The organism is Alcaligenes sp. LTN-3 (assembly GCF_059735605.1).
Genome location: NZ_JCAPDN010000003.1, coordinates 682882 through 708405, shown reverse-complemented (window position 1 = coordinate 708405; position 25524 = coordinate 682882). Strand labels below are relative to the sequence as shown.

Annotated in this window: 26 protein-coding genes and 1 tRNA gene; 7 read left to right on the top strand and 20 right to left on the bottom strand. The window is 55.2% G+C overall.

Annotation, left to right across the window (positions count from 1 at the left end):
* Positions 1-38 precede the first annotated feature (38 nt).
* From atpG to AC6I6N_RS16095, 8 genes are all read right to left on the bottom strand, one after another.
* Positions 39-947, bottom strand: a complete 909-nt coding sequence (atpG, locus tag AC6I6N_RS16130) for a F0F1 ATP synthase subunit gamma (RefSeq protein WP_094197899.1) — start codon at positions 945-947, stop codon at positions 39-41.
* 94 nt (positions 948-1041) lie between these two features.
* Complete coding sequence (gene atpA, locus AC6I6N_RS16125; protein ID WP_094197900.1) at positions 1042-2583, bottom strand: F0F1 ATP synthase subunit alpha; 1542 nt, start codon at positions 2581-2583, stop codon at positions 1042-1044.
* A gap of 35 nt (positions 2584-2618) precedes the next feature.
* Entirely contained in the window at positions 2619-3158 is a 540-nt protein-coding gene (locus AC6I6N_RS16120; RefSeq protein WP_094197901.1) for a F0F1 ATP synthase subunit delta, read from the bottom strand.
* A gap of 14 nt (positions 3159-3172) precedes the next feature.
* Positions 3173-3643 carry a F0F1 ATP synthase subunit B gene (locus AC6I6N_RS16115; protein ID WP_009464119.1) on the bottom strand — a complete coding sequence of 157 codons (471 nt, stop codon included), beginning with the start codon at positions 3641-3643 and terminating at the stop codon, positions 3173-3175.
* A 154-nt stretch (positions 3644-3797) separates the two neighbouring features.
* A complete protein-coding gene (atpE, locus tag AC6I6N_RS16110) occupies positions 3798-4040 on the bottom strand; it encodes a F0F1 ATP synthase subunit C (protein ID WP_003805001.1) in 243 nt (80 codons plus the stop codon).
* 104 nt (positions 4041-4144) lie between these two features.
* Positions 4145-5026, bottom strand: a complete 882-nt coding sequence (gene atpB / locus AC6I6N_RS16105) for a F0F1 ATP synthase subunit A (RefSeq protein WP_094197903.1) — start codon at positions 5024-5026, stop codon at positions 4145-4147.
* A 55-nt stretch (positions 5027-5081) separates the two neighbouring features.
* The gene (locus tag AC6I6N_RS16100; protein WP_249460336.1) at positions 5082-5567 is read right to left on the bottom strand and encodes an ATP synthase subunit I; all 486 of its coding nucleotides are present in this window, start codon (positions 5565-5567) and stop codon (positions 5082-5084) included.
* A gap of 283 nt (positions 5568-5850) precedes the next feature.
* A complete protein-coding gene (locus AC6I6N_RS16095; RefSeq protein ID WP_094197904.1) occupies positions 5851-6627 on the bottom strand; it encodes an enoyl-CoA hydratase in 777 nt (258 codons plus the stop codon).
* A gap of 34 nt (positions 6628-6661) precedes the next feature.
* Here AC6I6N_RS16095 and AC6I6N_RS16090 point away from each other — a divergent pair, with 34 nt between their 5' ends.
* Genes AC6I6N_RS16090 through ttcA form a run of 3 tightly spaced genes read left to right on the top strand, consistent with a single transcriptional unit; the run spans position 6662 to position 9959 of the window.
* Complete coding sequence (locus AC6I6N_RS16090) at positions 6662-8437, top strand: M61 family metallopeptidase (RefSeq protein ID WP_497943655.1); 1776 nt, start codon at positions 6662-6664, stop codon at positions 8435-8437.
* Between the two features lie 50 nt (positions 8438-8487).
* Positions 8488-8847 carry a dihydroneopterin aldolase gene (gene folB / locus AC6I6N_RS16085; protein WP_123050396.1) on the top strand — a complete coding sequence of 120 codons (360 nt, stop codon included), beginning with the start codon at positions 8488-8490 and terminating at the stop codon, positions 8845-8847.
* A 56-nt stretch (positions 8848-8903) separates the two neighbouring features.
* Positions 8904-9959, top strand: a complete 1056-nt coding sequence (gene ttcA / locus AC6I6N_RS16080; RefSeq protein ID WP_125277956.1) for a tRNA 2-thiocytidine(32) synthetase TtcA — start codon at positions 8904-8906, stop codon at positions 9957-9959.
* Between the two features lie 364 nt (positions 9960-10323).
* On the opposite strand, the gene AC6I6N_RS16075 is transcribed toward ttcA, so the two are convergent.
* The 5 genes from AC6I6N_RS16075 to hemA form a co-directional block, all read right to left on the bottom strand.
* A complete protein-coding gene (locus AC6I6N_RS16075) occupies positions 10324-10905 on the bottom strand; it encodes a UbiX family flavin prenyltransferase (RefSeq protein ID WP_094197908.1) in 582 nt (193 codons plus the stop codon).
* Entirely contained in the window at positions 10902-11228 is a 327-nt protein-coding gene (grxD, locus tag AC6I6N_RS16070; RefSeq protein WP_094197909.1) for a Grx4 family monothiol glutaredoxin, read from the bottom strand. Before grxD ends, AC6I6N_RS16075 begins: the two co-directional genes overlap by 4 nt.
* Positions 11229-11249: 21 nt before the next feature.
* Entirely contained in the window at positions 11250-12116 is an 867-nt protein-coding gene (prmC, locus tag AC6I6N_RS16065; RefSeq protein WP_264672102.1) for a peptide chain release factor N(5)-glutamine methyltransferase, read from the bottom strand.
* Between the two features lie 2 nt (positions 12117-12118).
* Positions 12119-13198 carry a peptide chain release factor 1 gene (gene prfA, locus AC6I6N_RS16060; RefSeq protein WP_094197911.1) on the bottom strand — a complete coding sequence of 360 codons (1080 nt, stop codon included), beginning with the start codon at positions 13196-13198 and terminating at the stop codon, positions 12119-12121.
* Between the two features lie 98 nt (positions 13199-13296).
* Positions 13297-14571 (bottom strand): glutamyl-tRNA reductase, encoded by a 1275-nt coding sequence (gene hemA, locus AC6I6N_RS16055; protein WP_094197912.1) that lies wholly within the window; start codon positions 14569-14571, stop codon positions 13297-13299.
* 296 nt (positions 14572-14867) lie between these two features.
* Between hemA and AC6I6N_RS16050 the strand changes: the two genes are divergently transcribed.
* Positions 14868-14943 (top strand) — tRNA-Phe (locus AC6I6N_RS16050).
* A 160-nt stretch (positions 14944-15103) separates the two neighbouring features.
* Here AC6I6N_RS16050 and AC6I6N_RS16045 read toward each other — a convergent pair.
* On the bottom strand, positions 15104-16552 hold the full coding sequence (locus AC6I6N_RS16045; protein WP_406611571.1) for a sensor domain-containing diguanylate cyclase: 1449 nt from the start codon (positions 16550-16552) through the stop codon (positions 15104-15106).
* 266 nt (positions 16553-16818) lie between these two features.
* Positions 16819-17562 (bottom strand): class I SAM-dependent methyltransferase, encoded by a 744-nt coding sequence (locus AC6I6N_RS16040; RefSeq protein WP_094198447.1) that lies wholly within the window; start codon positions 17560-17562, stop codon positions 16819-16821.
* A 120-nt stretch (positions 17563-17682) separates the two neighbouring features.
* Here AC6I6N_RS16040 and AC6I6N_RS16035 point away from each other — a divergent pair, with 120 nt between their 5' ends.
* The 3 genes from AC6I6N_RS16035 to AC6I6N_RS16025 all read left to right on the top strand — a co-directional run bounded on the left by AC6I6N_RS16035 (position 17683) and on the right by AC6I6N_RS16025 (position 19719).
* Positions 17683-18447 carry a class I SAM-dependent methyltransferase gene (locus tag AC6I6N_RS16035; RefSeq protein ID WP_108728444.1) on the top strand — a complete coding sequence of 255 codons (765 nt, stop codon included), beginning with the start codon at positions 17683-17685 and terminating at the stop codon, positions 18445-18447.
* Positions 18448-18594: 147 nt separating this feature from the next.
* Positions 18595-19143 (top strand): superoxide dismutase family protein, encoded by a 549-nt coding sequence (sodC, locus tag AC6I6N_RS16030; RefSeq protein ID WP_108728443.1) that lies wholly within the window; start codon positions 18595-18597, stop codon positions 19141-19143.
* 36 nt (positions 19144-19179) lie between these two features.
* Positions 19180-19719 carry a pyridoxamine 5'-phosphate oxidase family protein gene (locus AC6I6N_RS16025; protein ID WP_264672139.1) on the top strand — a complete coding sequence of 180 codons (540 nt, stop codon included), beginning with the start codon at positions 19180-19182 and terminating at the stop codon, positions 19717-19719.
* A gap of 89 nt (positions 19720-19808) precedes the next feature.
* On the opposite strand, the gene AC6I6N_RS16020 is transcribed toward AC6I6N_RS16025, so the two are convergent.
* The 5 genes from AC6I6N_RS16020 to AC6I6N_RS16000 form a co-directional block, all read right to left on the bottom strand.
* On the bottom strand, positions 19809-20849 hold the full coding sequence (locus tag AC6I6N_RS16020) for an AbrB family transcriptional regulator (RefSeq protein ID WP_497943654.1): 1041 nt from the start codon (positions 20847-20849) through the stop codon (positions 19809-19811).
* Between the two features lie 77 nt (positions 20850-20926).
* The gene (locus tag AC6I6N_RS16015; RefSeq protein ID WP_108728442.1) at positions 20927-22450 is read right to left on the bottom strand and encodes a tripartite tricarboxylate transporter permease; all 1524 of its coding nucleotides are present in this window, start codon (positions 22448-22450) and stop codon (positions 20927-20929) included.
* A complete protein-coding gene (locus AC6I6N_RS16010) occupies positions 22447-22890 on the bottom strand; it encodes a tripartite tricarboxylate transporter TctB family protein (protein ID WP_094197922.1) in 444 nt (147 codons plus the stop codon). The genes AC6I6N_RS16015 and AC6I6N_RS16010 overlap by 4 nt, the downstream gene beginning before the upstream one ends.
* Before the next feature lie 86 nt (positions 22891-22976).
* Positions 22977-23969: a Bug family tripartite tricarboxylate transporter substrate binding protein gene (locus AC6I6N_RS16005; protein WP_094197923.1), complete on the bottom strand. Its 993-nt coding sequence runs from the start codon at positions 23967-23969 to the stop codon at positions 22977-22979.
* Between the two features lie 124 nt (positions 23970-24093).
* Complete coding sequence (locus AC6I6N_RS16000; RefSeq protein WP_497943653.1) at positions 24094-25500, bottom strand: sensor histidine kinase; 1407 nt, start codon at positions 25498-25500, stop codon at positions 24094-24096.
* Between the last annotated feature and the right edge of the window lie 24 nt (positions 25501-25524).

Genomic DNA, 25524 nt, shown 5'->3' with positions numbered 1-25524 from the left:
TCCTTGCAATATAACTTTGATGGTGTGCCTTGCCGTGATTACACAGCGGCGGCACCCCCCACGATTTCAGAGATTTCTTTCGTAATCGCTGCCTGGCGAGTCTTGTTATAGACCAGCTGAAGATCACCGATAACGGTCTTGGCATTGTCCGACGCGGCTTTCATGGCCACCATACGGGCAGACTGCTCAGAGGCCATGTTCTCGGCAACGGCCTGATACACCAGACCCTCTACGTAACGCATCAGCAAATCGTCAATAACCGACTTGGCATCGGGTTCGTAGATGTAATCCCAACCGTACTCGGAAGCGTTAACACTTTCTTGAGCGTCTACCTGATCGCCAGCCTGGAAAGGATCTTTCAGACCGGAAGGCAAAGGCAACAAACGAATAAATGTTGGGTCCTGCTTCATCGTATTGACAAAGCGGCTGGTAGCCAGATAAACAGCATCAATACGGCCTTCCACGAAGTCATCGATCTGCACTTTAATAGCGCCAATCAGACGTTCCAGGTTAGGCGCATCGCCCAAGCCTACTTCCTGAGAAACCAGATTGGCACCAACACGCGCCAATGTTCCAGCAGCTTTACCACCCAGAGCCGTTGTCTGAACGCTAATACCTTTGTCCTCAAACTCGCGAACACGCGCAAGTACCAGACGCAGAATATTGGTGTTCAGGCCGCCACACAGACCTTTGTCCGTGCTGACAACCACGATACCTACCGATTTGACTTCGGCGGGCTCAACCATGTAGGGGTGAGTGTAGTCGGGGTGCGCCTGCATCAGATGCGAAGCAATCTCGCGCACCTTGTCTGCATAGGGACGGCCAGCACGCATCCGCTCTTGCGCCTTGCGCATCTTGGATGCTGCCACCATCTCCATGGCTTTGGTGATCTTGGACGTGTTTTGCACGCTCTTGATCTTAGTACGAATTTCCTTGATTCCGGCCATCACACTTTCCTGTAAGGGCATTATCGGGAGCCCAACTAGGCTGTCGACTCCCGCTAATCATGACGCCGGGGTTTCCGGCGCCTGCCAACAATGATTAGAAAGCGCCGTGCTTTTTGAAGTCCTGGATGGCTGCAACCAACTCAGCCTCGTCTTCTTTACCCAGTTCCTTCTTGCTTTCGATACGCTCAACCAGAGCAGCGAACTTGCTGCGCAGGTGATCTTTCAGGCCTTTTTCGAAAGGCAGAACCTGAGCGACTTCCAGATCGTCGAAGTAACCGTTGTTCACAGCGTACAGGCTCACGGCCAGTTCCCACACAGCCAAAGGCTGGTACTGAGGCTGCTTGAGCAGTTCGACCACGCGCTTACCACGCTCCAACTGACGACGGGTTGCGTCATCCAGGTCGGAAGCAAACTGAGCAAACGCGGCCAATTCACGGTACTGAGCCAAGTCGGTACGAATACCGCCGGACAGCTTCTTGATGACCTTGGTCTGAGCAGCGCCACCCACACGGGACACCGAAATACCGGCGTTAATAGCAGGACGAACACCCGCGTTGAACAGGTCGGATTCCAGGAAGATCTGACCGTCAGTAATCGAAATCACGTTGGTTGGAACGAAAGCGGAAACGTCACCGGCTTGCGTTTCAATGATAGGCAGTGCGGTCAATGAACCGGTCTTGCCCTTCACTTCACCGTTAGTGAATTTTTCTACGTACTCGGCGTTCACACGAGCAGCGCGCTCGAGCAGACGGGAGTGCAGGTAGAACACGTCGCCAGGGTAGGCTTCACGGCCTGGTGGGCGACGCAGCAACAGGGATACTTGACGGTAGGCCCAAGCTTGCTTGGTCAAGTCGTCATAAATGATCAGGGCGTCTTCGCCACGATCACGGAAGTATTCACCCATGGTGCAACCGGAGTAAGGAGCCAGGTATTGCATGGCGGCGGACTCGGAAGCCGAGGCGGCCACAACAATTGTGTACTCCAGAGCACCGTGCTCTTCGAGCTTGCGCACCACGTTGTTGATCGTGGAGGCTTTTTGGCCAACGGCAACGTAGATACATTTAACGCCATTGCCCTTTTGAGCAATGATGGTGTCCACAGCCACGGCAGTTTTACCGGTCTGACGGTCACCAATGATCAGTTCGCGCTGACCACGGCCAATTGGCACCATGGAGTCCACGGCTTTCGTGCCGGTCTGCATGGGCTGGGAGACGGACTCACGGGCAATAACGCCAGGAGCCACTTTCTCGATGACGTCTGTCATCTTGGCGTTGATCGGGCCCTTGCCGTCGATAGGCATACCCAAAGTATCAACCACACGACCCAGCAGTTCGGGGCCAACGGGTACTTCCAGAATGCGGCCAGTTGTTTTAACTGCGTCGCCTTCGGAAACACCGGTGTATTCACCCAGAATCACGGCGCCGACAGAGTCGCGCTCGAGGTTAAGGGCCAGACCGAACGTGTTGTTCGGAAATTCGAGCATTTCGCCCTGCATCACATCGGACAAACCGTGGATGCGCGTAATACCGTCGGTCACGGATACGACCGTACCTTGTGTACGAACGTCAGTCGACGCGCCCAGGCCTTCGATGCGGCTCTTGAGCAGTTCGCTGATCTCGGACGGATTAAGTTGCATGTTCAGACTCCTGAAATCCTGTTTACTGACTCGCGCTATGCGGTCAGCGTATCGCGCATGCTGGCCAGCCGGGCCTGCACGGAAGTGTCGAGCACCTGGTCACCAACAATCACCCGAATACCGCCGATAAGGTCAGTGTCGACGGTCACAGTCGGTTTTAGCTTCAGGCCAAACTTTTTCTCCAGCCCAGCGGTCAGCTCAGCAACCTGAGCCTCAGCCATCGGGAAAGCACTGATGATCTGTGCCTGCGCCGTGCCTTCGAGTTGGTGTTTCAATAGATCAAACTGTTCTGCAATTTGTGGCAGCAGCAAGATGCGCTGGTTATCCACCAACAATTGAAGAAAGTTGCGAGCCTTTTCGGTGACCTGTGACTTAACCAGGCCCGTAAAGAGTTCGAGTCGCTGCCCGTTATTCAGGCGCGGATCGTTCAGTGCCTCGCGCACATCGTGGAGACCGGCCACCTGAGCCATTTCGGACAACAGGGCCGACCACGATTCGAGGCCCTGGCTGTCGTCGCGTACGGCGGCGAACAGGGCTTCGGCGTAAGGTCTGGCAATAGTCGATAGTTCAGCCATGGCCTGCCTTGATGTTAAAGTTCTGCCTTGAGCTGCTCGAGCAGCTGGGCGTGCGCATTCGCGTCAACTTCGCGTCGCAAGATTTGCTCGGCACCCTTGACAGCCAAGGCAGCCACTTCGCTACGCAAACCTTCACGTACGCGTTGCACTTCTTGGTTAGCGTCTTGCTGGGCCTGCGCAATAATGCGGGCTTTCTCGGCTTCGGCTTCACGACGAGCTTGCTCTAAAAGAGCAGTCGCTTGTTTTTCAGCGTCGACAATGCGTTGATGGTTCTCGGATTTAGCCGAAGCATCCATCAGGCTGATACGCGCTTGGGCCTGTGCCAGATCGGCCTTGCCTTTATCGGCAGCAGCCAAACCATCAGCGATTTTCTGACGACGATCATCGATTGCTTTCGTCAGTGGCGGCCATACGAATTTCATCGTAAACCAGGCCAAAACGAAAAACACGATCATCTGAAAAAAGAGAGTCGCGTTTAAATTCACGGTCGTATCCCTTCAATACCACGTGTGTAGGAAGCGGTATGCGTCCTGACACATGTATGTTCAAGTCGACAAGCGGTGCATGATCAAACCGAGCAACACACCGCTAACGACGACTGCCTGTCCATCTGCCAAAAGCGGCAACGGACTCGCCTTTTTACCCAACAAATGGGTTGGCGAATGCAAACAACATGGCGATACCGACACCGATCAGGAAAGCAGCATCGATCAGACCGGCCAACAAGAACATCTTGGTTTGCAGAGCGTTCATCAGTTCTGGCTGACGAGCGGATGCTTCCAGATATTTACCACCCATCAGGGCGATACCAATGCAAGCGCCAAAAGCGCCCAGACCGATGATGATACCGCAAGCAAGAGCAACGAAAGCTACGTTGGTCATGACAACTCCTTGGTTAAAAATCAGGTGTAATTCAAAAAAATCAAAGCGTTAGCAAGCTAAGCCTGCTCCCCCCAACCAGACACCATTGTCCAGTCGGAATCGGATTAATGGCCTTCGTGTGCTTGTCCGATATAGACAAGGGTGAGCATCATGAAGATGAACGCCTGGAGCAACACAATCAGAATGTGGAAGATTGCCCACACAGAACCGGCCAGAATGTGACCGAGACCCAGTCCCAGGCTGGCGCCATTAAACCCTGTCCATGCGCCACCCAGCAGAGCGATCAACATGAAAACCAATTCACCGGCAAACATATTGCCGAACAACCGCATGCCCAAAGACACAGACTTGGCCGCGTACTCGATGCAGTTCAGCAAGAAGTTGAAAGGTGCGAGCAATACAGCCATCAGGCCAGTCGCGGTGAACGGTGCAGTAAACAGCTCTTTGACGAAACCGCCTGGGTGCTTGATCTTGATGCCGTAGTAGAACATCAGCAGCAGCACGCCCATGGACATGCCCATTGGCACGTTCAAGTCAGCGGTTGGCAAAATACGGTGGTAGTACAGAGGGTCGCCATGTTCGGAGGCCAGACCGGTCTGGATGAAAATCCAACCCAGGCCATCAACCGGCAGCAAGTCCAGCACGTTCATCATGAGGATCCACAGGAACACGGTCAGCGCCAGAGGCGAGACAAACTTCCGGGACTCGGCATTGGGAACAATGGATTTGGCCTGATCTTCAACCCAATCGACCAGCATTTCTACGAAAGACTGCAAGCGGCCTGGTACACCGGCTGTTGCGGCCGAAGCGGCACGCCACAGAAAGAAAACCACAACCAGACCCATCAGCAGGGACCAGAACATGGAGTCGTAGTTAATGACACCGAAGTTGGCCAGAACATCCTGTTTTTCACCCACGTTATTCAAGTGAACTAAGTGATGCTGGATGTACCCTGACTGAGGCGAAATATCACTAGCAGCAGCCATCTGTATTTACCCTGTGATGTATATGTTATGGGACAAGCCCGTGAAACAAAATTCGTTATGGCAGCTTGCGAAAAAACAGCAGCAGCACATATCCCTTCAAGACACATAGCAAGCCAAAGAGCAAGGCAGGCCAAACCAACCAGCCTGTGTTTGCCATGGCAGCCACTGCCAGTGTCAATACCGCAAAGCCAAGCTTGAATGCTTCCCCCCAAAAGAAGGAAAGGGCGCCGGCGTTGCCACCACCCATCAAACCTAGCAAAAGACGCAATGCAAACAATGCGTTAGGCACAAAATAAGCAGCCGCACCGATAAGTGCCGAGGCTGCTGCATATGCGCCGGAAATCCATGCCGACAGGCCAATGGCCAACAGGCCCATAAAAGCCTGGGCAAACAGTGTGCGCACAATTCCTTGCCCTGCCCGGCGAGCCATGCGGCTACGTTGCTCGGGCGTCAATACGACGGGTTCGGGAAATGGTGCTTTGTCCCCTGCTGCCTGCACCGTGGCTGTGGTGCCTGTTTGCTGATAAAACGGCTGATTCATAATAGGAAACTATCAGATAACGTTGTGTGGGTGGATGTACTGCAAAGGCCTTGGCCAATCCATCCGCGCAATATTATCGGCCCCTTTTAAAAAGCCGGTGTCGTCAAACCCATAAAGTATAGCGTCTTTTTTTTGTTGTAAGCAAATTCAGCCTTGCTTGTTTGATACTTAATGCAAGGCTGATATACGCAATCCCAATGGCATCAAGGGGTACGCTTATTTTGTAACATTGCAGCGCAGCAATTTTACAACACACCCCCTGATTTATCAGCGATTGGGAAACTTAGCGATGCTTGAACTCAGGCTTGCGCTTCTCGACAAAAGCACGCATCCCTTCTTTCTGATCGTCAGTGGCAAACAAGCCGTGGAAGTTGCGGCGTTCAAACAGCAAGCCCTCTTCCAAAGACGATTCAAAAGCGCGGTTCACGCACTCTTTGGCCATCAAGACCGACGGCAGCGACATGCTGGAAATAACCGTTGCGGCATCAAGCGCTTCTTCCAACAATTTGTCGGCAGGCACCACGCGCGAGACCAGACCGGAACGCTCAGCCTCTTCGGCATTCATCATGCGTGCAGTCAGAATCAAATCCATGGCTTTGGCCTTGCCCACGGCCCGAGGCAGACGTTGCGTACCACCGAAACCGGGAATCACGCCCAGTTTGATTTCTGGTTGACCAAAACGGGCAGAGTCAGCCGCAATGATGAAGTCGCACAACATGGCCAATTCGCAGCCACCACCCAAAGCATAGCCAGCAACGGCAGCGATGATGGGTTTGCGGAAACGGCGCAGTTCTTCCCACTGGCCACCTAGATAGTCCTGGGAGCTGACATCGTGGTAGTTCCAGTCTTTCATGGCACCAATATCGGCACCGGCCGCAAACGCTTTTTCGTTACCGGTCAGCACGATACAACCGATTTCGTTGTCGGCATCGTATTTCTTTAACAGGGCATACAACTCGGCGATCAGCTCGTTATTGAGCGCATTCAAAGCCTTGGGCCGATTTAATGTCAATAAAGCAACACGACCATGCACCTCTGCTTTGACTAAGGGTTCGTTCATGCTGACTCCCAGAAAAATTAAATAGAATAGGGGAATGGAACCTACACCCGTACTTTACCGTGCCGAGCCGACAGATCTCGCCGGCCACCGCCTGACTGTCCAGATACAGATCACTTCTCCCCAAACCAATGGCCAGGTATTAAGCCTTCCGGCCTGGATTCCTGGCAGCTACCTGATCCGCGACTTCTCGCGTCAGATCGAAAGCATAGCCGCCTTCTGTGGCGAAAAACCGGTTTCCATCCACAAGCTGGATAATCACCGTTGGCAGTGCGAGCCCTGCAAGGGTCCCTTGAACGTGCAGTATCAGGTCTACGCCTGGGACCTGTCCGTGCGCGGCGCGCATATTGATCAGACCCATGCTTTCTTTAATGGCACCAGCGCCCTGCTGGCCGTTGAAGGCCAGACCGAACAGCCATGTCTACTGGAGCTGGTGCCCAACCAGGACATGGAAGATTGGCAGGTTTACACCAGCTTGCCCGAGGCCACTGGCATGCCCGGCGCGGCCGAACGTTATGGTTTTGGCCTGTATCGCGCCCGCAATTACGACGAGCTGATCGACCATCCCATTGAAATGGGCACCCCACAGGTCATCAGCTTCTTTGCGCACGGCGCCGAACACGAGCTGGTTTTTACCGGCGTCATTCCCAATCTGGATTTGCCTCGTATCGCCCGCGATGTAGAGAAAATCTGCGCCGCACAAATCGCTTTTTTTGAACCCGAAACCCGCCGCGCCCCCTTTCTGGACAGCAGCTCGCGCTACGTGTTCATGACCATGGTGACCGATGACGGTTACGGCGGTCTGGAGCATCGCGCCTCAACCGCCCTGATGGCTTCGCGCCGCGACCTCCCTACCCAAGGTCAGGACAAATCGGTGAAAAGCGCAGGCTACCAAACCTTTTTGGGTTTGGTCAGCCATGAATACTTCCACACCTGGAACGTCAAGCGCATCAAGCCTGCCGCATTTGCGCCCTATGACTTGAGCCGCGAAAACCACACCCGATTGCTGTGGGTGTTTGAGGGCTTCACCTCTTACTACGACGATTTGATGCTGCTGCGTTCGGGCGTGCTGAACGAACCTGACTACCTGAAGCTGCTGGCCAAAAACATCAACGCCGTCGAGCGTGGCCCTGGCCGCCTCAAACAGTCCGCCGCGCAAAGCTCTTTTGATGCATGGACACGCTATTACAAGCAGGACGAGAACTCCCCCAACGCACTGGTCAGCTATTACAGCAAGGGCGCCCTGATTGCACTGGGCCTGGACCTGTGCATCCGCAGCCATACCCGGCAAGCCAAGGGCCTGGATGATGTCATACTGCTGATGTGGGAACGCTATGGCCGCGACTTCTATCTAGGCAAGCCACAAGGCATTCCTGAGGACGCCATGCCTGCCCTGATTCTGGAAGCCACCGGCTACGACGCCACAGACTTCATTGCCCGCTATGTTGAAGGTTGCGAGGACCTGCCCTTGAAACCCTGGCTGGCCGAACACGGCCTGAAGCTGGAATGGCAAGCCTCCTCCAAGCTGCCCAGCCTGAACGCCCGCTTGCGCCAAAGCGCGGGCCAATGCCAGTTGGCCACTGTGTTTACCGATGGTGCAGCGCATCAAGCCGGCCTGTCTGCGGGTGACACCCTGGTCGCCATTGACGGTTTACGCGTCAGCGACACCGCCAGCCTGGAACGCCTTCTGGCCGCGTACGAGCCCGGCCAGACCGTTCAGGTCCACGCTTTCCGCCGCGATGAACTACACTGCTTCACGCTGCAACTGGCACGCCCTGCATTGGACGAATGCGTCCTGAGCCGCCAGTCCTGATTGACTTCACAGGCCCGCCCCACCCGGCGGGCCTGCTCCTTTTTTTTGCCATGACGACACGCCGCATATTTATCAACAATCTGGTGGTGCAAGCCTCTATCGGCATGCTGGACCACGAGCTGGTTCAACGCCAGCCCCTGCATATTGACGCCGAATTCGACACCACCATTACGCAAGACGTAGAGGACAGCGATATTGGCACCGTGCTGGACTACCGCCAGTTGCGCGAGGCGCTGATTGAAGTCAGCACCACCGAACACACCAATCTGCTGGAAACGCTGGTGGAACGCCTGGCTGATCGCATCCAGAATGACTTCCCGACCGTGGAACGCGTTAAAATTCGGGCCAGCAAACCCGAGGCCTTTGCCGATTGTGATGCCGTTGGCATCGAGATCGAACGCCACCGCTAAAGCCCCCGCCCCGCTTCCAGCCGGGGCCTCGATGATACTTCTCTCCGCTTTTCCTTATGTCCCAAGACACCAGCCCCTTACCTTCTTCCGAAACCGATACGCCCGTCTTTGCCAGCAAGGCCGAACGCAAGCAGCGTGTTAACGACAACAAGCTGAGCAAACGCATCATGCGTGAAGTAGGCCGCGCGATCGGGGACTTCAACATGATCGAAGAAGGCGACAAGATCATGGTCTGCCTGTCCGGCGGCAAGGATTCCTACGGCCTGCTGGACGTGCTGATGACATTGCAAAAGCGCGCTCCCATCAAGTTCGACATCGTGGCCGTGAACCTGGACCAGAAGCAGCCCGGTTTTCCTGACCACATCCTGCCCGAGTATCTGGAAAAGCTGGGTGTGCCCTATCACATCGAAACCCAGGACACGTACTCGGTGGTCACTCGCGTCATTGCCGAAGGCAAGACCATGTGTTCGCTGTGCTCGCGCCTGCGCCGTGGGATTTTGTACCGTGTCGCCAAGGAGCTAGGCGCCACCAAGATCGCCCTGGGCCATCACCGGGACGACATTCTGGCTACCTTCTTTCTGAATCTGTTTTACGGTGGCCGTATGAAAGGTATGCCGCCCAAACTGATGTCGGATAACGGCGAACATATTGTGATCCGCCCTCTGGCTTATGTGCCCGAGAAAGACCTGATCGCCTACGCCAAGCTGAAAGAATTCCCCATCATCCCCTGTAACTTGTGCGGCTCACAAGAAAACCTGAAACGTCAGGAAATCAACCGCATGATTGCAGACTGGGACAAGAAATTCCCGCACCGCTCCTGGAACGTCTTTGGCGCCCTGACCCGCGTGGTGCCATCGCACCTGATGGATCCCAAGCTGCATAACTTTGCAGATCTGAAGGTGACAGGACAGGCCGACCCCGAAGGAGACAAGGGCTTTGACCAGGATTACTTCGACGATCACCTGCCTGAGAGCCTTTTGGTCACAGGCTTTGAAGAAGAAGCCGATGATGCCGCACCTACTGTGCGCCAGGATGCCTTCACTCCCGCCCAGCCAGCCGCTTCTGGCGAGCAGCAGATTGTATTCATGAGCAAAAGGCGCTCCGGCCAATAAAGCGAGTGGTCGACGCTCCAACGCCGACAGTCCTCTGGGCCATGGAACGGATGGTCTGTGCCCAGAAAAAAACACCACTCCAAGCTGTAGAGCGGATCATCTTTTTCGCTCGTGGCACCAAAAGCCCTCCAAACCTTAACGCCTGCAGATCAGAGATCGCCGCTGCTTGGACTGCTTGGACTGCTTGGACTGCTTGGACTGCTTGGACTGCTTGGACTGCAACTTAGCGTAGCGCTTACCGCCAGCAAACACACCAACGACGGACAACAAAAAGCCCCGATATAAACCTTCAAAACCTGGATTTAACGCCAGATGCCAATGGTTTATATCGGGGCTTTTATACCCACTGAACGGCTATCCAGCCTTAGTTCGGCGTTTGCGAACCATCCCAGCGTTCACCGGGCACCTGAATATCAAACAGTTCCAGCACCCGCATCACCGTGTGATCGACAATATCGTCGATACTTTTGGGACGCAGATAAAACGCGGGCATAGGCGGGAAAATAATCCCGCCCATTTCCGTGACGGCGGTCATATTGCGTAGATGCGCCAAATTGAATGGCGTTTCACGCACCATCATCACCAAACGGCGACGCTCTTTCAAAGTAACGTCTGCTGCCCGGGTAATCAGGTTATCGGACAAGCCATGAGCCACAGCGGCCAGAGTGCGCATCGAACAGGGCACAATCACCATGCCAGCAGTCGGAAAACTGCCACTGGCCAGGGTTGCTCCCACATCGCGAAAGCTATGCACCTGATCGGCCAGAGCCTGGATCCCATGCCTGTCGATATCCAGCTCATACTTGATGTTCAACACCCCGGAGGGCGAGATCACCAAATGGGTTTCCACATCCGGACAGGACTGCAGCACCTGCAGCAAACGCACGGTGTAGACTGCCCCGGTGGCCCCGGTCATGCCAATGACCAGGCGTCGCTTGGTGCTCACTCCAGAGCCCCAGCCTCACGCAACATGGTTTCCAATTCGCCGTTTTCGTACATTTCAGACACGATGTCCGAACCGCCGACGAATTCGCCCTTGATATACAGTTGAGGAATGGTGGGCCAGCTGGAGAAATCCTTGATGCCCTGACGCACTTCGGCGTCGTCCAGCACGTTGACCACAACCACTTGGCTCAGACCAACAGCGCGCAGGATCTGCACGGTACGGGCGGAGAAACCGCACTGAGGAGCTTGAGCTGTGCCCTTCATAAACAGCACAACAGGGTTTTCCGTGACGGTTTCGCGGATGAAATCTTGAACTTCACTCATGATGTTCTCTTAAGAAAAGAATTAACACTGTCCACCTGTGACCCGCCGGATTCCTGCCAGATCTTCATAACTGACGATCTGTTTGAACCCTGCCTGCCGCAGCATATTTTGCACATGGTCGGCCTGATCCCAGCCGTGCTCCATGAGAAGACTAGCACCGGGGCGTAGATACGGCCCGGCTCCCTGAACTATTGTACGCAAATCCGTCAAGCCGTCAGAGCCATCTGTCAGTGCCTGACGCGGCTCGAACCGCACATCGCCCTGCGCCAGATGTTCGTCATCCACTGCAATATATGGAGGGTTGGACACGATCAGGTCAAAAGGTTCCTGGCCTGTCACGGCATCGTACCAACTCCCCAGGCAAAACTCGACTTTCCCACACAAACGCTGAGCATTTAGGCCGGCCTGCGCCAAGACCAGCGTACTGATGTCACTGGCGACCACCTGGGCATCGGGGCGTGCCAACGCCAAAGAAACAGCAATGGCACCGCTGCCACAACCCATATCCAGAATGCGGGGGGCTTTGATGTGCTGCACGCGCTCCAAGGCACGCTCGACCAGGGTTTCCGTATCGGGGCGCGGAATCAGCACCGAAGGCGATACCAGAAACTCATGGCCCATGAATTCGCGGACACCGACGATATAAGCCATAGGCTCACCCGCTACCCGCCGGGCTTCCAGGGCTTGATAGCGTTGAATCTTGTCCAGTGGCAACTCGTCCGTGTCGTGCGCAATCAGCCAGGAACGGCCAACACCCAGCACCTGCATCCACAGCATGTCACGCTCCAGACGCGGCAAGGGGCTGAGCCGCTGCAAAGCTCGCAGAGTACGAGGGGAATCGGCAGGCGTGACCGTTTGAGGCACGGCCTGCTCACCGGATAGGCTCATGCTCACGCCTGCGCCAGATCAGCCAGCAAACCGGCCTGATGTTCGGACAGCAAAGCCTTGATCAGCTCGTCCAGATCGCCGTCCATGATGTAGCCCAACTTGTACAAGGTCAGGTTGATACGGTGATCCGTCATGCGGCCTTGCGGGAAGTTGTAGGTGCGAATGCGCTCGGAGCGGTCACCCGTGCCGACCAGGCTCTTGCGCTCGGCAGCTTCCTTGTCGGATTGCTCACGCTGCTGCTTGTCTTTCAGACGCGCAGCCAGCACCTGCAAGGCTTTCTCACGGTTGCGGTGCTGAGAGCGATCATCCTGACACTCCACTACCAGCCCGGTAGGCAAGTGAGTCAGACGAACGGCAGAGTCCGTCTTGTTCACGTGCTGACCACCGGCACCACTGGCGCGGAAGGTGTCCACACGCAAATCAGCGGGGTTGATGGTGATCTCAGCCAAGCCTTCAGCCTCAGGCAACACGGCCACCGTACATGTAGAGGTGTGAATGCGGCCCTGGGCTTCAGTTTCCGGCACACGCTGCACACGGTGCGCGCCAGACTCGAATTTCAGGCGACCATAGACATCCTGGCCTTCAATACGCACGATGACTTCTTTGTAGCCACCCACCTCCGACTCGCTGGCAGACATGATTTCCGCACGCCAGCCACAGTTTTCGGCGTAACGCATGTACATGCGCAGCAAGTCCCCGGCAAACAGGGCACTTTCATCACCACCGGCACCGGCACGGATCTCAATAAATACGTTGCGGGTATCGTCCGGATCACGGGGCAACAAGAGGATTTGCAGCTCGTCTTCCAATTGAGCAATACGCTCTTTGCCCAGCTTGTATTCTTCCTCGCCCATTTCCTTCAATTCAGGGTCGGACATCATGTCCTGAGCAGCCTGCAAATCGCCCTCGGCCGCTTCATAGCTCTTGAAAGCCGTAACGACAGGGTCCAGCTCGGCACGCTCACGCGACAGTTTGCGAAACTCATCCATATTGCCGGCAATTTCTGGCTCGGCAAGCATGGCATCAACCTCATGCAGACGGCGAGACAATTGCTCAAGCCGACCGCGCATAGAGTCTTTCATAGGGAACAGCCTAAAGGGAAAATCAGAAGGTCTGGGCGCAGTTCAAAGCAAACGGGCTGCACCGCAGAAAAGTCGGTGAACAGACAGCAGCCCAGACGCTAACGTCGACGGGTAGTCGAGGGCAACAGGCGAGGCAACAGATCCAGCAACTGTGCGCGCTCCGCACCTTCGCTGCGCGTCAATTCGGCCATGGGGCCATGCATATACTTTTGAGTCAGGCCATGCGCCAGCATTTCAATGACCTCTGCCGGATCATCACCGCGAGCCAGCATACGACGCGCACGCTCCAACTCGTGTTGGCGTACTTTCTCGACCGACTGCTGCACATTCAAAATAGCGGGCACAATCGCCCGGGTGCCAAGCCAGTGCATATAGTGCTGCACCTGGGTGTCGATAATGGCTTCAGCCTGGACCACCGCAGCCTGACGGGCATCCGCACCGCGCTGTACAAAGCGGCCCAAATCATCGACGGTATACAAGTAAACGTCATCCAGACGGCCTACTTCAGTTTCAATATCGCGTGGCACGGCCAGATCGACCATGACCACAGGGCGGTGACGACGCGAACGCACAGCCCGCTCCACCATGCCCAGACCCAAAATGGGCAAAGTGCTGGCCGTACAGGACACCACCACATCAAAATCTGCCAGACGCTCGGGTACATCCGCCAGCTTCATGGTGCTGGCCATAAAGCGAGACGCCAGGTTTTCAGCACGTTCCTGAGTACGGTTGGCGACCACGATGCTACAGGGGTTCACCGCCGCAAAGTGCGTGGCGCACAGCTCGATCATTTCGCCGGCACCAATAAACAGCACCTTGGCCTGGCCAAGATCACCAAACACGCGCTCGGCCAAACGAACTGCTGCTGCCGCCATGGACACCGAATGCGCACCAATCGCGGTTTGCGTACGTACTTCCTTGGCCACCGAGAAGGTACGCTGGAATAATTGATGCAGCAACGTACCCAGCGAGCCGGCCTCGTTGGCGGCTCGCACGGCATCTTTCATTTGACCCAGAATCTGGGGCTCGCCCAACACCATGGAATCCAGACCGCTGGCAACGCGAAACGCATGGCGCACGGCTTCATTCTGGTTGTAGCGATACAAATGAGGGGTCAGCTCGGCAGAGCGCAGGCTGTTGAAGTCCGCCATCCACTCGGGCAGACGTTCGGCCACATGGGGCTCGGCCGCACAGTAGATCTCGGTGCGATTACAGGTAGACAGGATGGCTGCTTCACGTACACCTGTGCCAAAAGTGGCACGCAAGGTATCAAGCGCAGGCTTTAACACATCGATCGGAAACGAAACGCGCTCGCGCACGGCAACCGGCGCGGACACATGATTCAGACCGAAGGTTAGAACATCTACAGACATGAGCAGTACAGGCTATAGCCTTGAAAAGACCAAGACAGGCAGTTTTTGCAAACGCAAAACGCATGAAATTGGAGTGATTTTACGCCGCAAGCCGCAGTTTTGCCAAAAATGTTACTTGAATTGCCTTTTTGTGATTACAATTGCACTCCTTTATGCAGCCCTCTTTTCGCTGAAAAGGGCCTCCCCCTAGGGGTACGGCAAATTTGAAGTCGAAAAGATGCATAAATTTTTTGTTGTACTATGTGCACAAATAAAAAAACGTGGTATAGTTTTATTTTTACCGAGCAGTACACGTTGGCCTGGTAGCTCAGTCGGTAGAGCAGAGGATTGAAAATCCTTGTGTCGGTGGTTCGATTCCGCCCCAGGCCACCAAGAATTCAAACAAAAAGCCCAGTCAAACGACTGGGCTTTTTGTTTTTCCGGGGCCCGCCCTGAGGGCTCTACCTCTTAAACAAGAGGTGGGCACTCACCAGACACAGTGGATCACACCGTCAGTAATGCCCTTAGACCTGGTGAGGTGCCAAGCAGCCCTTCACTCGACCTGATGAACGCGGTTGCGGCCATCCGCCTTGGCCCGATACAAGGCCGCATCAGCTAGAGCCAGGGCTTCATAAAGATCATTGCCATGTTCTGGGTAACAGGCCACCCCCAAAGACACGGTCACACTCCCAACTGTCTCAAATACCGTCTGCGCTACCGCACGGCGTAAACGCTCTGCAAATTGGCCCGCCGCCTCAAGACCTGTCTCTGGCAACACAACCACAAACTCTTCGCCTCCCAGGCGAGCCACGACGTCTTCCCGACGCGCTTGGGTCATAATCAACTCTGCAATCGCTTTAAGCACCTCGTCCCCAAGCGCATGGCCAAACCGATCATTGACCGCTTTGAAATGATCAACATCAATCATCACCACCGCTACGGACTGCTCGGCATCTGTCATTTCTTCCAAAGCGGCATCCAGACCGCGCCGATTCATCGTCCCAGTCAAGGGATCTGTTGCCCCCTGCTGGTACAGTTTGCGAATTCGACTGCCTATCGCAGAAAAGCTTTGCATCAAGCCCTGTCGAATCAGGGCAGCCTCAACATACCAACCCTTAACAAAGCGAATGCGTCGAAAATCAGCGTGATTATCCAGATTGGCAGCCGCAGTAGCCAACTGGCGCAATGGGCTGGCAATAAGCCCGGACAAATACCAAATTGCCAGCAGACTCAATGCAAATACTGGCAAAGAAAGCAAGAGCGTGCGCAACAACAGCTCACTCGTATTCGCGAACACACGCTCTGTAGGACGCTGTGCAATGACGAGCCAACCAGCGGCCGGAATCGCTGCCACACTGACCAGCTCCTGATCCGGATTGATCTCATCAGGCTCGGGCAAGGACTGTCTGCCGGTGATCTGTGGCTGTTCGGTCACTGTCGCCACGTCCTGGGCCGTAGTTCCTATCTGACTTTGCTCCGGATGATAAATAATCGTCTGCGAGCCATCAACGATGCGAAAGTAAGTTCCTTCCTCATAGCTCAATTTATCAAGCGACTCTTGCAATGCACTGCGGCTTTGCAAGTACATACCCCCACCAATAAACCCCGCGTAGGCTCCATCAGGTGCGAAAACCGGAGTAGCAACCATCGTCATCCACCGCCCTTCCCCTCCCTGAAATGCGCTTGCAACCATTGGCTCTGGCACGGCCTTGCCCTGGAACAGTTCCGGCCACAAGGGCAATGCCACATTCCGAAATACAGCGCCTGGGCTGGCGGCCAGCACTGAGCCTGACACATCAACCAAGACAAGCGCATCGAACGCCTTGGTAACCTCCATCACTTGCTTGAACTCTTCCCGTATAACGGCTACATCGAGTTGTCCTGCCGTGATATCCAAAGCAGCGCTTTTCAGTACCGCAGCCGATGAGCGAAGAAAATCATCACTGGCGTGCGCCAGCCTTTCCGCATAAGCCTGATTGACTCGTACACTTTGCTCGAGCAATAGCCCCTGCTGCACCCGATAAGCGGCATGCAAACTGCTAAACAAAACCAAAAAAACGAAAGACAGGCACAACCACAAGATCAGACTTCGCAAATTAACCGACCTGCGTAGTGTGAACATTCGTCTAAAGCGCGGGATTTTTATCATTGAGAACAGCGGCAGGGCGATGGTGGATATCCATACTATTTTACGTAAGACCATCTGAAACATGCAGATTCCGACGTCAATCCGCATTCACAAGTAACCCAGAACGCTTTACTCAGTGCCTAGCCCCGCTGATACTGCAAGCAGCGCCCCTTGTAAGGCAACTCCTTGCCCTCGGGCGTGAAGATAGGCCGGTCACGCAAACACACTTGCCGTACCAGCTCAAAGCCGTAGTGCTCCATTTCCTGGGTGAACTTATTGCGATGCCCCCGGTCCGGATCCACCAGCCAGACTTCGGCCTGCTCTTTTGCACGTTGATTGACCAGCTCTGCCAATTGAACGGGTGTATTGCCTTCATAAAGCAGGTCGCTACCCACGATCAGATCGTAACGCTGCTTGGCAGGTATCAGGCCCAAGGAAGCCAGCAAATCGGGGCAGGACTGCTCACCCCACTGCGCATGAACATACGGCAAATCGGACAAACCGTTCAACGCCTGATTCAACTTCAAGAAATGAGGCACCATAGGATGACAATCGCTGGCGTGAATGTTTGCGCCACGTTTATGCATCATCAAACTGGTCAGACCCAAACCGCAGCCCAACTCCAGAATGCTTTCACCCTCCCGAACCGGACGGTTTTTCAGTTTGCGCGCCAGTTGAATGCTGGATGGCCATAGCAAACCGAACAAGGGCCAGACAGCCGAGCCTATCCCCAAAGATTGTGCATGTCCCAACGGGTCGGCGTATTGCATGTGATCGGCCAAGGAACGAATACGTAACGATTCTCTGGACGAGATTCGTATATGCTGGATACGGGTTGTTAACTTGGCGGGCGTGGATGAGGTCGAGCCATATGAGTTTGACATAGACTCATAATCGTCCATATTCACGCAAAAAGCGAATTTTTAATTATTTTGTCGTCGTTTAAACTATAGATAGCCGAATTTAAACGAATTTCCGCTTAACGCCGCTGATAAGGACCACTATTGTTCAAAGACCTGATTAACGACCTCAACGACCATTCCATCGTGGAACCTGACATCTTTCTGGACGTCCCCTTCGTCCCCAGCGATGACCAAGTCATCGACACCCTGCTGCAACTGGCTCAGACCGGGCACAAGGACATCTTGTATGACCTGGGCTGTGGCGATGGGCGTATTGTCATTGCCGCCGCCAAAAAATACCGCTGCACCAGCATCGGCATAGAACTGGACCCGCTGCGCGTTGCCGACGCCATGGAGCATGCTGGCCATGCAGGTGTGGAGTATCTGGTGGACTTTGTGGAAGAGGATCTGTTTACCGCAGACTTCAGCCAGGCCACCATCGTGACCTTGTACTTGATGGACACTATCAACGCCATCCTGCGCCCGCGCTTATTGCAAGAGCTGCGGCCCGGTGCGCGCATTGTGTCGCACGCCTTTGATATGGGTGACTGGGAAGCCGATGAGATCCTGCATGTGGGCGGCATCAAAATCTACAAATGGATTGTGCCGGCACAGGTTGCGGGTGAATGGGAGTGGGAAGGTCTGGACGGGACGGACTACCGCTTGCAGCTCAAGCAGCGTTATCAAAATGTCAGCGGGAAAATCTGGATGAATGGCAAGCCCGCGCTGCTGACCGATCTTTATCTGTCCGGCGATTGTCTGGAACTAAGCGCACAGGCCGATGCGGCCTCCCCCGTCATCAGCTCCAACCTGTACTTTGACCATCAGGAACTGCTGTCCGTAGAAGAGGTACAAGAAGAAGCCTGATCCCGCAGACCCCCTGCCGATGGCTCGTCCACTGCCTGCGCAGGCACTCACAGATTACTGACAAAGAGAAACGTCTCTTAACGGCATATCGCGCTGACAATGCTAGGCTGTTCTAACCCTTGTTTATCAAGCAAAGGAATCAGCCTTATGCGTTTTTCTTCCCTCAAAGCGCGATGCGCAATGGCCTTGGCCACCGTCAGCGCCACCCTTGCCTTGTCGGCCCCGTCACTGGCGGACGTCATTATTCCCATGAACCTGGCTACCGAAAGCGGTGCTGGCGAGCAAATCGGCCAAGTCAGCGTTCGGCAGACTGAACACGGCCTGGTTTTCACACCAGATCTGAAGAATCTCAAACCCGGTGTACATGGTTTCCATATACATGAGAACGCCAGCTGCGCGCCCAGCGAGAAAGACGGCAAGGTAACGCCTGCCGGGGCAGCCGGTGGCCATCTGGACCCTAACAAGACCGGCAAGCACGGTTTCCCATGGGGCAATGGACACCTGGGTGATTTGCCCGCCCTGTATGTTCAGGCCGACGGCAGTGCCAGCACTCCCGTTCTGGCTCCGCGCCTGAAGTCCCTGGATCAGATCAAGGGCCGAGCCCTGATGATCCACGAAGGCGGTGACAACCACTCCGATCACCCTGCACCACTGGGCGGCGGTGCCGGACGTTTTGCTTGCGGAGTGATCAAGTAAGCGCCTTCATCCCTTTAACTTTTTCAAGGAGAGACCATGAACGAAACGATTGAATCTTCCTTTGAACAACTGCAAGAGATGATCAAGGACATTCGCTTTGCGATGTTCGTTACCCATTCGGAGGGCGGCCAGCTTCATGCCTGGCCCATGACCACGCAACAGGCCAAGATGGGTTCAAGACAGGAGGACGTTGAGCACGACAAGCTCTGGTTCTTCATGGCCAGATCCAGCCAGGTGGTTCACAACCTGGTGGTCAACCCTCATGTCAACGTCAGCTACGCCGACCCCAAAACTGACACCTATGTGTCGGTTTCGGGCATGGCCAGCGTTGTGGACTCCATGAATCAAAAGGAGCGCTTCTGGAACACGCTGGTCGAGGCCTGGTTTGAAGAAGGCATTACCGATCCGGATGTTGCTTTGGTCTGCGTACAGATAGACAGTGCCGAGTACTGGAGCGTGCGTGAAGGCAAGCTGGCCCAGGCAGGCAAGATGCTCAAAGCAACCCTGATGGGTGAACAACTGACAGAAATGGGGGAGCACGGCAAAATCAGCCCTGCCACCCAACCAGATCGTTGAATGTAGCCTGCTTGTTCACTGAAACCTGACGCCCGGCCTTGCGCCGGGCTTTTGCTGGCAGTCTGGGGGATGCAGGCGTTCCCCCTCGGTCAACGTCCTTCCAGAAGCCGGGCAATGCGCGTGTACAAAGGCCCGGTCAGCACCAGCACACATACCATGCGAGCAACTTGGAAAGAGGTCACCATAGGCGCGCCCAACTGCAGGACTTTGGCGGTGATGGCCATCTCTGCAATGCCGCCAGGGCTGACACCCAGCACCAAAGTCGGGTAGGCAATATCAGACAGCCGATACAGGCCGTAGGCAAAGCCAAATGCCAAGGCCAGGTTGATTATATTGCTGACGGCGGCAACGCCCAGATAACGGGGTGCCCGACGGAAAAAATCCGGGCCGAACTTATCACCCAAAGCCCAGCCAATGCACAACTGCCCCAGGTTGGAAATTTCTACCGGCAAGCCCGACAAAACAATGTCCTTGTACGTCAGGATGGCCACCACCAGCAACGGCCCTAACACCCAGGGATTGGGCAGGCGCAACACTTGAAAGATAAACCCTGCGGCACTGCTCAAGAGCACCAAAAGAGCCAGACCGGGCAAGTTCAGAAAGTCGGGTCTGACCACCACCCCGGCCTGCTCACCCGAAAAACCCAAGGCCTCGAATGCAAAAGGAATAATCACCACCACCATCAACACCCGCAGGCCATGTGCAGAGGCAACCAGATCCGAGCGTGCGCCGTAACGCTCCGCCAGCCCTGTCATCTCGCTGGCCCCCCCTACCGCGCTGGCAAACCAGGCCGTACGCAGGTCCGTACCGGCAAAGCGAGTCAACATGAAGGCACCCATACAGCACAAGATCAGCGCAAACACCATGCCCATCACAATGAACACGGCATTGCTGCCAATCAGGTGAACCATGGCGGGGGTGAAATAAAGCCCTAGAGAGGCCCCAATAACCCACTGCCCTGCGTTACGCGCCAGCGGCATGCAGGCGGCCGGACTACCGGCCATTTTTGTGGCCGCCGTCAGGATCAAGGCACCCAACATCCAGGGCAAGGGCATACTCAGCCAAGCAGCCACCCAGGCCCCTATCAAGGCCACGCCAAAACCTAGGGCAATTCGAAACCAGTTAGCCATAACAAACACGACAAGACCAGGCCGCAGCCTGGCTCTCCCTCCCAATATCCCCCACCCAACCGGTGGGGGCCACCTCATTATATTTTGTCGTGTCCTTGCTTGCGGGCCGTAATACGACGCAACACGATCGGACCTACGCTAACTAAAACAGCAGCGATCCACAAGCCAATGGAAATGTTGCTCTCGAACAGAATACCGATTTCGCCATTCGTAATAGAGAGCGCACGACGCAAATTCTGCTCCATCATATTGCCCAGAACCACGCCCAGCACCATGGGCGCCATAGGCACATTCATCTTACGCAGGAAATAGCCCAGGACACCGATACCGACGACCAACAGCAGATCAAACGTCGTGCCGTTGATGGCATAAACACCGATATAGCTAATCGCCAAAATACCCGGCACCAACAAGCGCGGAGGAATCGCCAGCATGGAAGCAAATACCCGCACCATAGGCACGTTCATCAGAAACAGCATGACGTTGGCGACCATCAAGGAGGCAATCAAGCCCCAGACAATCTGTGGCTGCGACTCAAACAGCGCTGGCCCCGGCGTGATGTTGTAAAGCGTCAAAGCCCCCATCATGACCGCTGTCGTGCCCGAGCCGGGCACACCCAGCGTCAACATGGGAATAAAGGAGCCGGTTGCCGCACTGTTATTGGCCGCTTCGGGCGCAGCCAGGCCTCGCAAATCGCCCTGCCCAAACATGGCATTGGGGTCCTTGCCTTCGATGTATTTTTTCTCGTTAGCATAGGTTACTGCTGAAGCCACACTGGCCCCGGCACCGGGCAAGATACCGATAAAAAAGCCCATCACGCCCCCGCGTATGGTGCTCCACCACGTCATGCGCAACTCTCGCCAATTAAAGAGCTTGCGTTTGCTTTTAGGCACCTCAATCGACACGCCACCCAGCAGGTTCTCCAGCATCTGCAGCATCTCGGCCACAGCAAACAAACCGATCACAACAACGACAAAATCAATACCGTCTGCCAGGTTCGGAATGTCAAAACTGTATCGGTACACCCCCGAGTTCGCATCCACCCCAATCGTAGAGATGAACAGGCCCACCATGGCTGCCAGGATACCTTTGACAGGCTCATCCCCCAACAAGCTGGTCAAGGCGCAAAAGGCAAAGACCATCAGTACAAAATACTCGGCAGGACCGAATGCAACCGCCCAACCCGCCAGCATGGGGGCCAGCAGCACAATCCCGCAAATGGCAATCGTGGAACCGATAAAAGACGCAAAAGCGGACAAGGACAAGGCCACACTGGCCATGCCTTTACGTGCCAGCGGATAACCATCCAATGTCGTCATGACCGCGGCTGCTTCGCCCGGCACATTGATCAAGATGGATGTAATACGTCCACCATATTCAGCACCCACGTACACGGCCGCCAATAGAATCAAGGCAGACTCGGGCGGCAATTTCATTGCAAACGCAATAGGCACCAGCATGGCGACGCCGTTGATAGGCCCCAGCCCCGGCAAAACGCCCACAATGGTGCCAATAAAAGCACCAATAGCGGCCACCAGCAGATTCTGGGCAGAGAACGCAACACCAAAACCGACACTTAAATAGTCAAGAATAGAGCTCATAGCCACTCTCCCAGGATGCCGTACGGCAGAACCACATCCAGGCCCAGGTCAAACAACAGAAACAAGCCCACGCCCATCGCCAGCCCGCCAATAAGGGCCTGCTTCCAGGAGCCGCCAAACAAACGCCCAACCAGTGTCGCCATAATCGTGGTGGCGACAATAAAGCCCAACCATTGAAAGAGCCAGGCATAGGCCGCCAGATACGCCACCATCATCAAAATGCGGCCGTTGGCACCCGGTGGATTGGCAGCCACTTGCCCACCGCCCTTGATCATCAAGCGCAAGCCACACAGGGCGATAATCAGCGCCAGCAGCAAGGGGAAGGCTTTGGGCCCGACGGGCTCATAGGAAAAAGGGGGTTCTAGGTCGTAGCCAAAGGCGGTGATCAAGGCGGCAAGCACCAACGCACCCACGCCTAACACGCGATCATTTAGCGTCATGATGGAATCTCCGGATTCACCCGCCATGGACGGCGGGGCAAAAGGCGGTGTTCCCGATCCAAAAAACTGGGGAACACCGTACAGATTTACTTCTTGATCAGGCCGAAAGAATCAGCCAACTCGCGATACTGAACCACGCGTTGTTTGACATAGGCGTCCAGTTCGGAACCGGTCATGTTGAACGGGAACAAACCTTGCTGTGTTTGCAAGCGGGTAAATTCAGGCGTTTTCATCAGACGATCAAAGGCTTGAACCCACCACTGATACTGCTCGTCAGAGACTTTGGGACCAACGTAAAAACCGCGAATAATCGGCCATTCAATATCAAAGCCTTGCTCTTTGGCAGTAGGAACATCAGCCAAGGCACCGTCCAGTCGCTTGTCATTGAACACGGCCAATACGCGGATGGGAGCCCCCCCTTCCAACATCGTGTGTGCCTCGGCAGCGTCACCCATATAGGCCTGAACGTGACCACCTCGCAACGCTGTGATGGCTTCGCCACCGCCTTCAAACGCTACAAAACGCATTTTGCGAAAATCCACATCGGCGGCACGCGCTGTCAAGGCGGCTTTCATCCAATCCTGGCCGCCAACAGACCCGCCCGCCCCCAACACGATTTTGCTCGGGTCAGCCTTGAAGGCCTCCATCAAGGACTTCAGATCCTGATAGGGTGAGTCATTACGTACGATAGCAACACCGTAATCACTACCTATCGATGCCAGCCAGCGCACATCTTCTACCGAATACTTGCCAAACTTGCCCTGCGCCAGATTAAGCAAGGAGCCGCCGGAGAAGGCAGCAATCGCATTGCCGTCGCCTGGGCGCTGAGCCACGATGTGGTTATACGCGACCGCTCCCACACCACCGGGCATGTAAACGGTGCGCATGGCATTTTCCAGCAACTTGGTTTCCAGAAAACCGTTGACGGCCACGCGGCAGGTCAAATCAAAGCCGCCACCGGGTTGGGCCGGAGCAATACACTCAGGTTTGGACGGTTGCTGGGCATGTACACCGCTCAAACTGCTCAGGCCCAAAATGCTGCTCGCAAGCAGCACCCGTAGTTTCGTGTGAATAGTCATTGGATCGCCTCCTGGATGATCGTCGTCGTTGTAATGGTTGCGACCTTACCGGAGCGAAGCTTTCGCCTAGCTTTCAATTACCCTGAAAACCGCCAATCTCAAGGGTATACCCTAGATTAAAAGATCAATGCTTGAGCATCTCAAACTCCAAACGCACGATCAAGCCGCGCTGCTGTGGCCCAGCCTGCAAGCTCATGCGAGCACCATGAATTTGAGCGATGGCCTGCACAATCGCCAAACCCAGCCCCGAACCCTGCAAAGCCTTGCCCGCCTCTCCCCGCCGAAAGCGATGGCCCGCCTTGGCCATATCGTCTGCACTCATGCCCGGGCCGTCATCCTCCACTTGCAGATAACACATTCCGCCCTCTTGCCTGACAGACACGGTAATGCGAGCACCCCGTGGGCAGTACTTGATGGCATTGCTGACGATATTGCTCAAGGCCTGCTGCAACAGCCAAGCCTCTCCCGCCACTCGCACCGGCTTTGAAGGGACATCCAGCCCCAGATCCTGACGACGCGATCGAGCCAGGCTCCACAGCTCGTCAACCACCAACCCTGCCTGCTGACACAGATCCACTGTTCCCAGGGCAGCACGGCTGCGCAACTGATCAGCCGCATCGCGCACCCGCGACAGGGCCACCATTTGATGCGTCATCTGGGCCGTATTATTCAAACGCGACTGAATCGCCTCCAGCACCTCTTTCATTTCTTCTGTCTTGGCCAGGGTCAGGGCAAAATCCACCTGAGTCAGCAAAACGGCCAAAGGCGTTTTCAACTGGTGAGAAGCATCATCCAGAAATTGCTGCTGCTCGCGTGACTTACGCGCATAGCGATCCATATGCAAATTAATGGTCTGCACCAAGGGACGCACTTCTCGGGGTAGGCTGGCCTCGCTGATGGGCTCCAGATTATCGGGAGAGCGATACCGTACCTCTGCGCTCAGCTTGCGCAAAGGGCGCAACGCCAGCAAGGTCCCCACCAAAATCAGCACAGTAAAAAGGCTGAGAACCGCCACATCCTGAATCAGATTCTGAATAATGACTTTACGGATGAACTCGTCACGCTCGCTCAAATTCTCGCCCGCCTGGATCAAGACACGACTGTCCTGATACGTCTGCAGCCGCCCATCCGACTCCAGCGCCACCGCCGCAATACGTAAAGGCTCTCCCAAATAGTGCGCGTCATAAAAAACAGGCTGATTGCTCACCAGCCTGCCCGGCGGCAAAGGCATGCCGGTAAACCCTATTTCCGACAAACCATCTTCGGTGGCCACCCGGAAATACACCTGACTGCTGATGGTGTATTCCATGAACTCCATCATGTAGTAGGACTGCTCCATGGCCAGCCCACCACTAATCGTCATCAAATTGGCCGACATGGATTTCAACGCCCCCGCCAAGGCCCGATCAAACGCCGCATTGACCTGATCTTTCAGTGTCATGCTGGAAATGAACAGGGACACTGCCGAAGTCAGCAAGGCCGCCGGAATCAGCATGACCAACAAAGTGCGACGCAGACTACTCAAGGCCATAGAGGCTCCTGCAAAGACATGAAC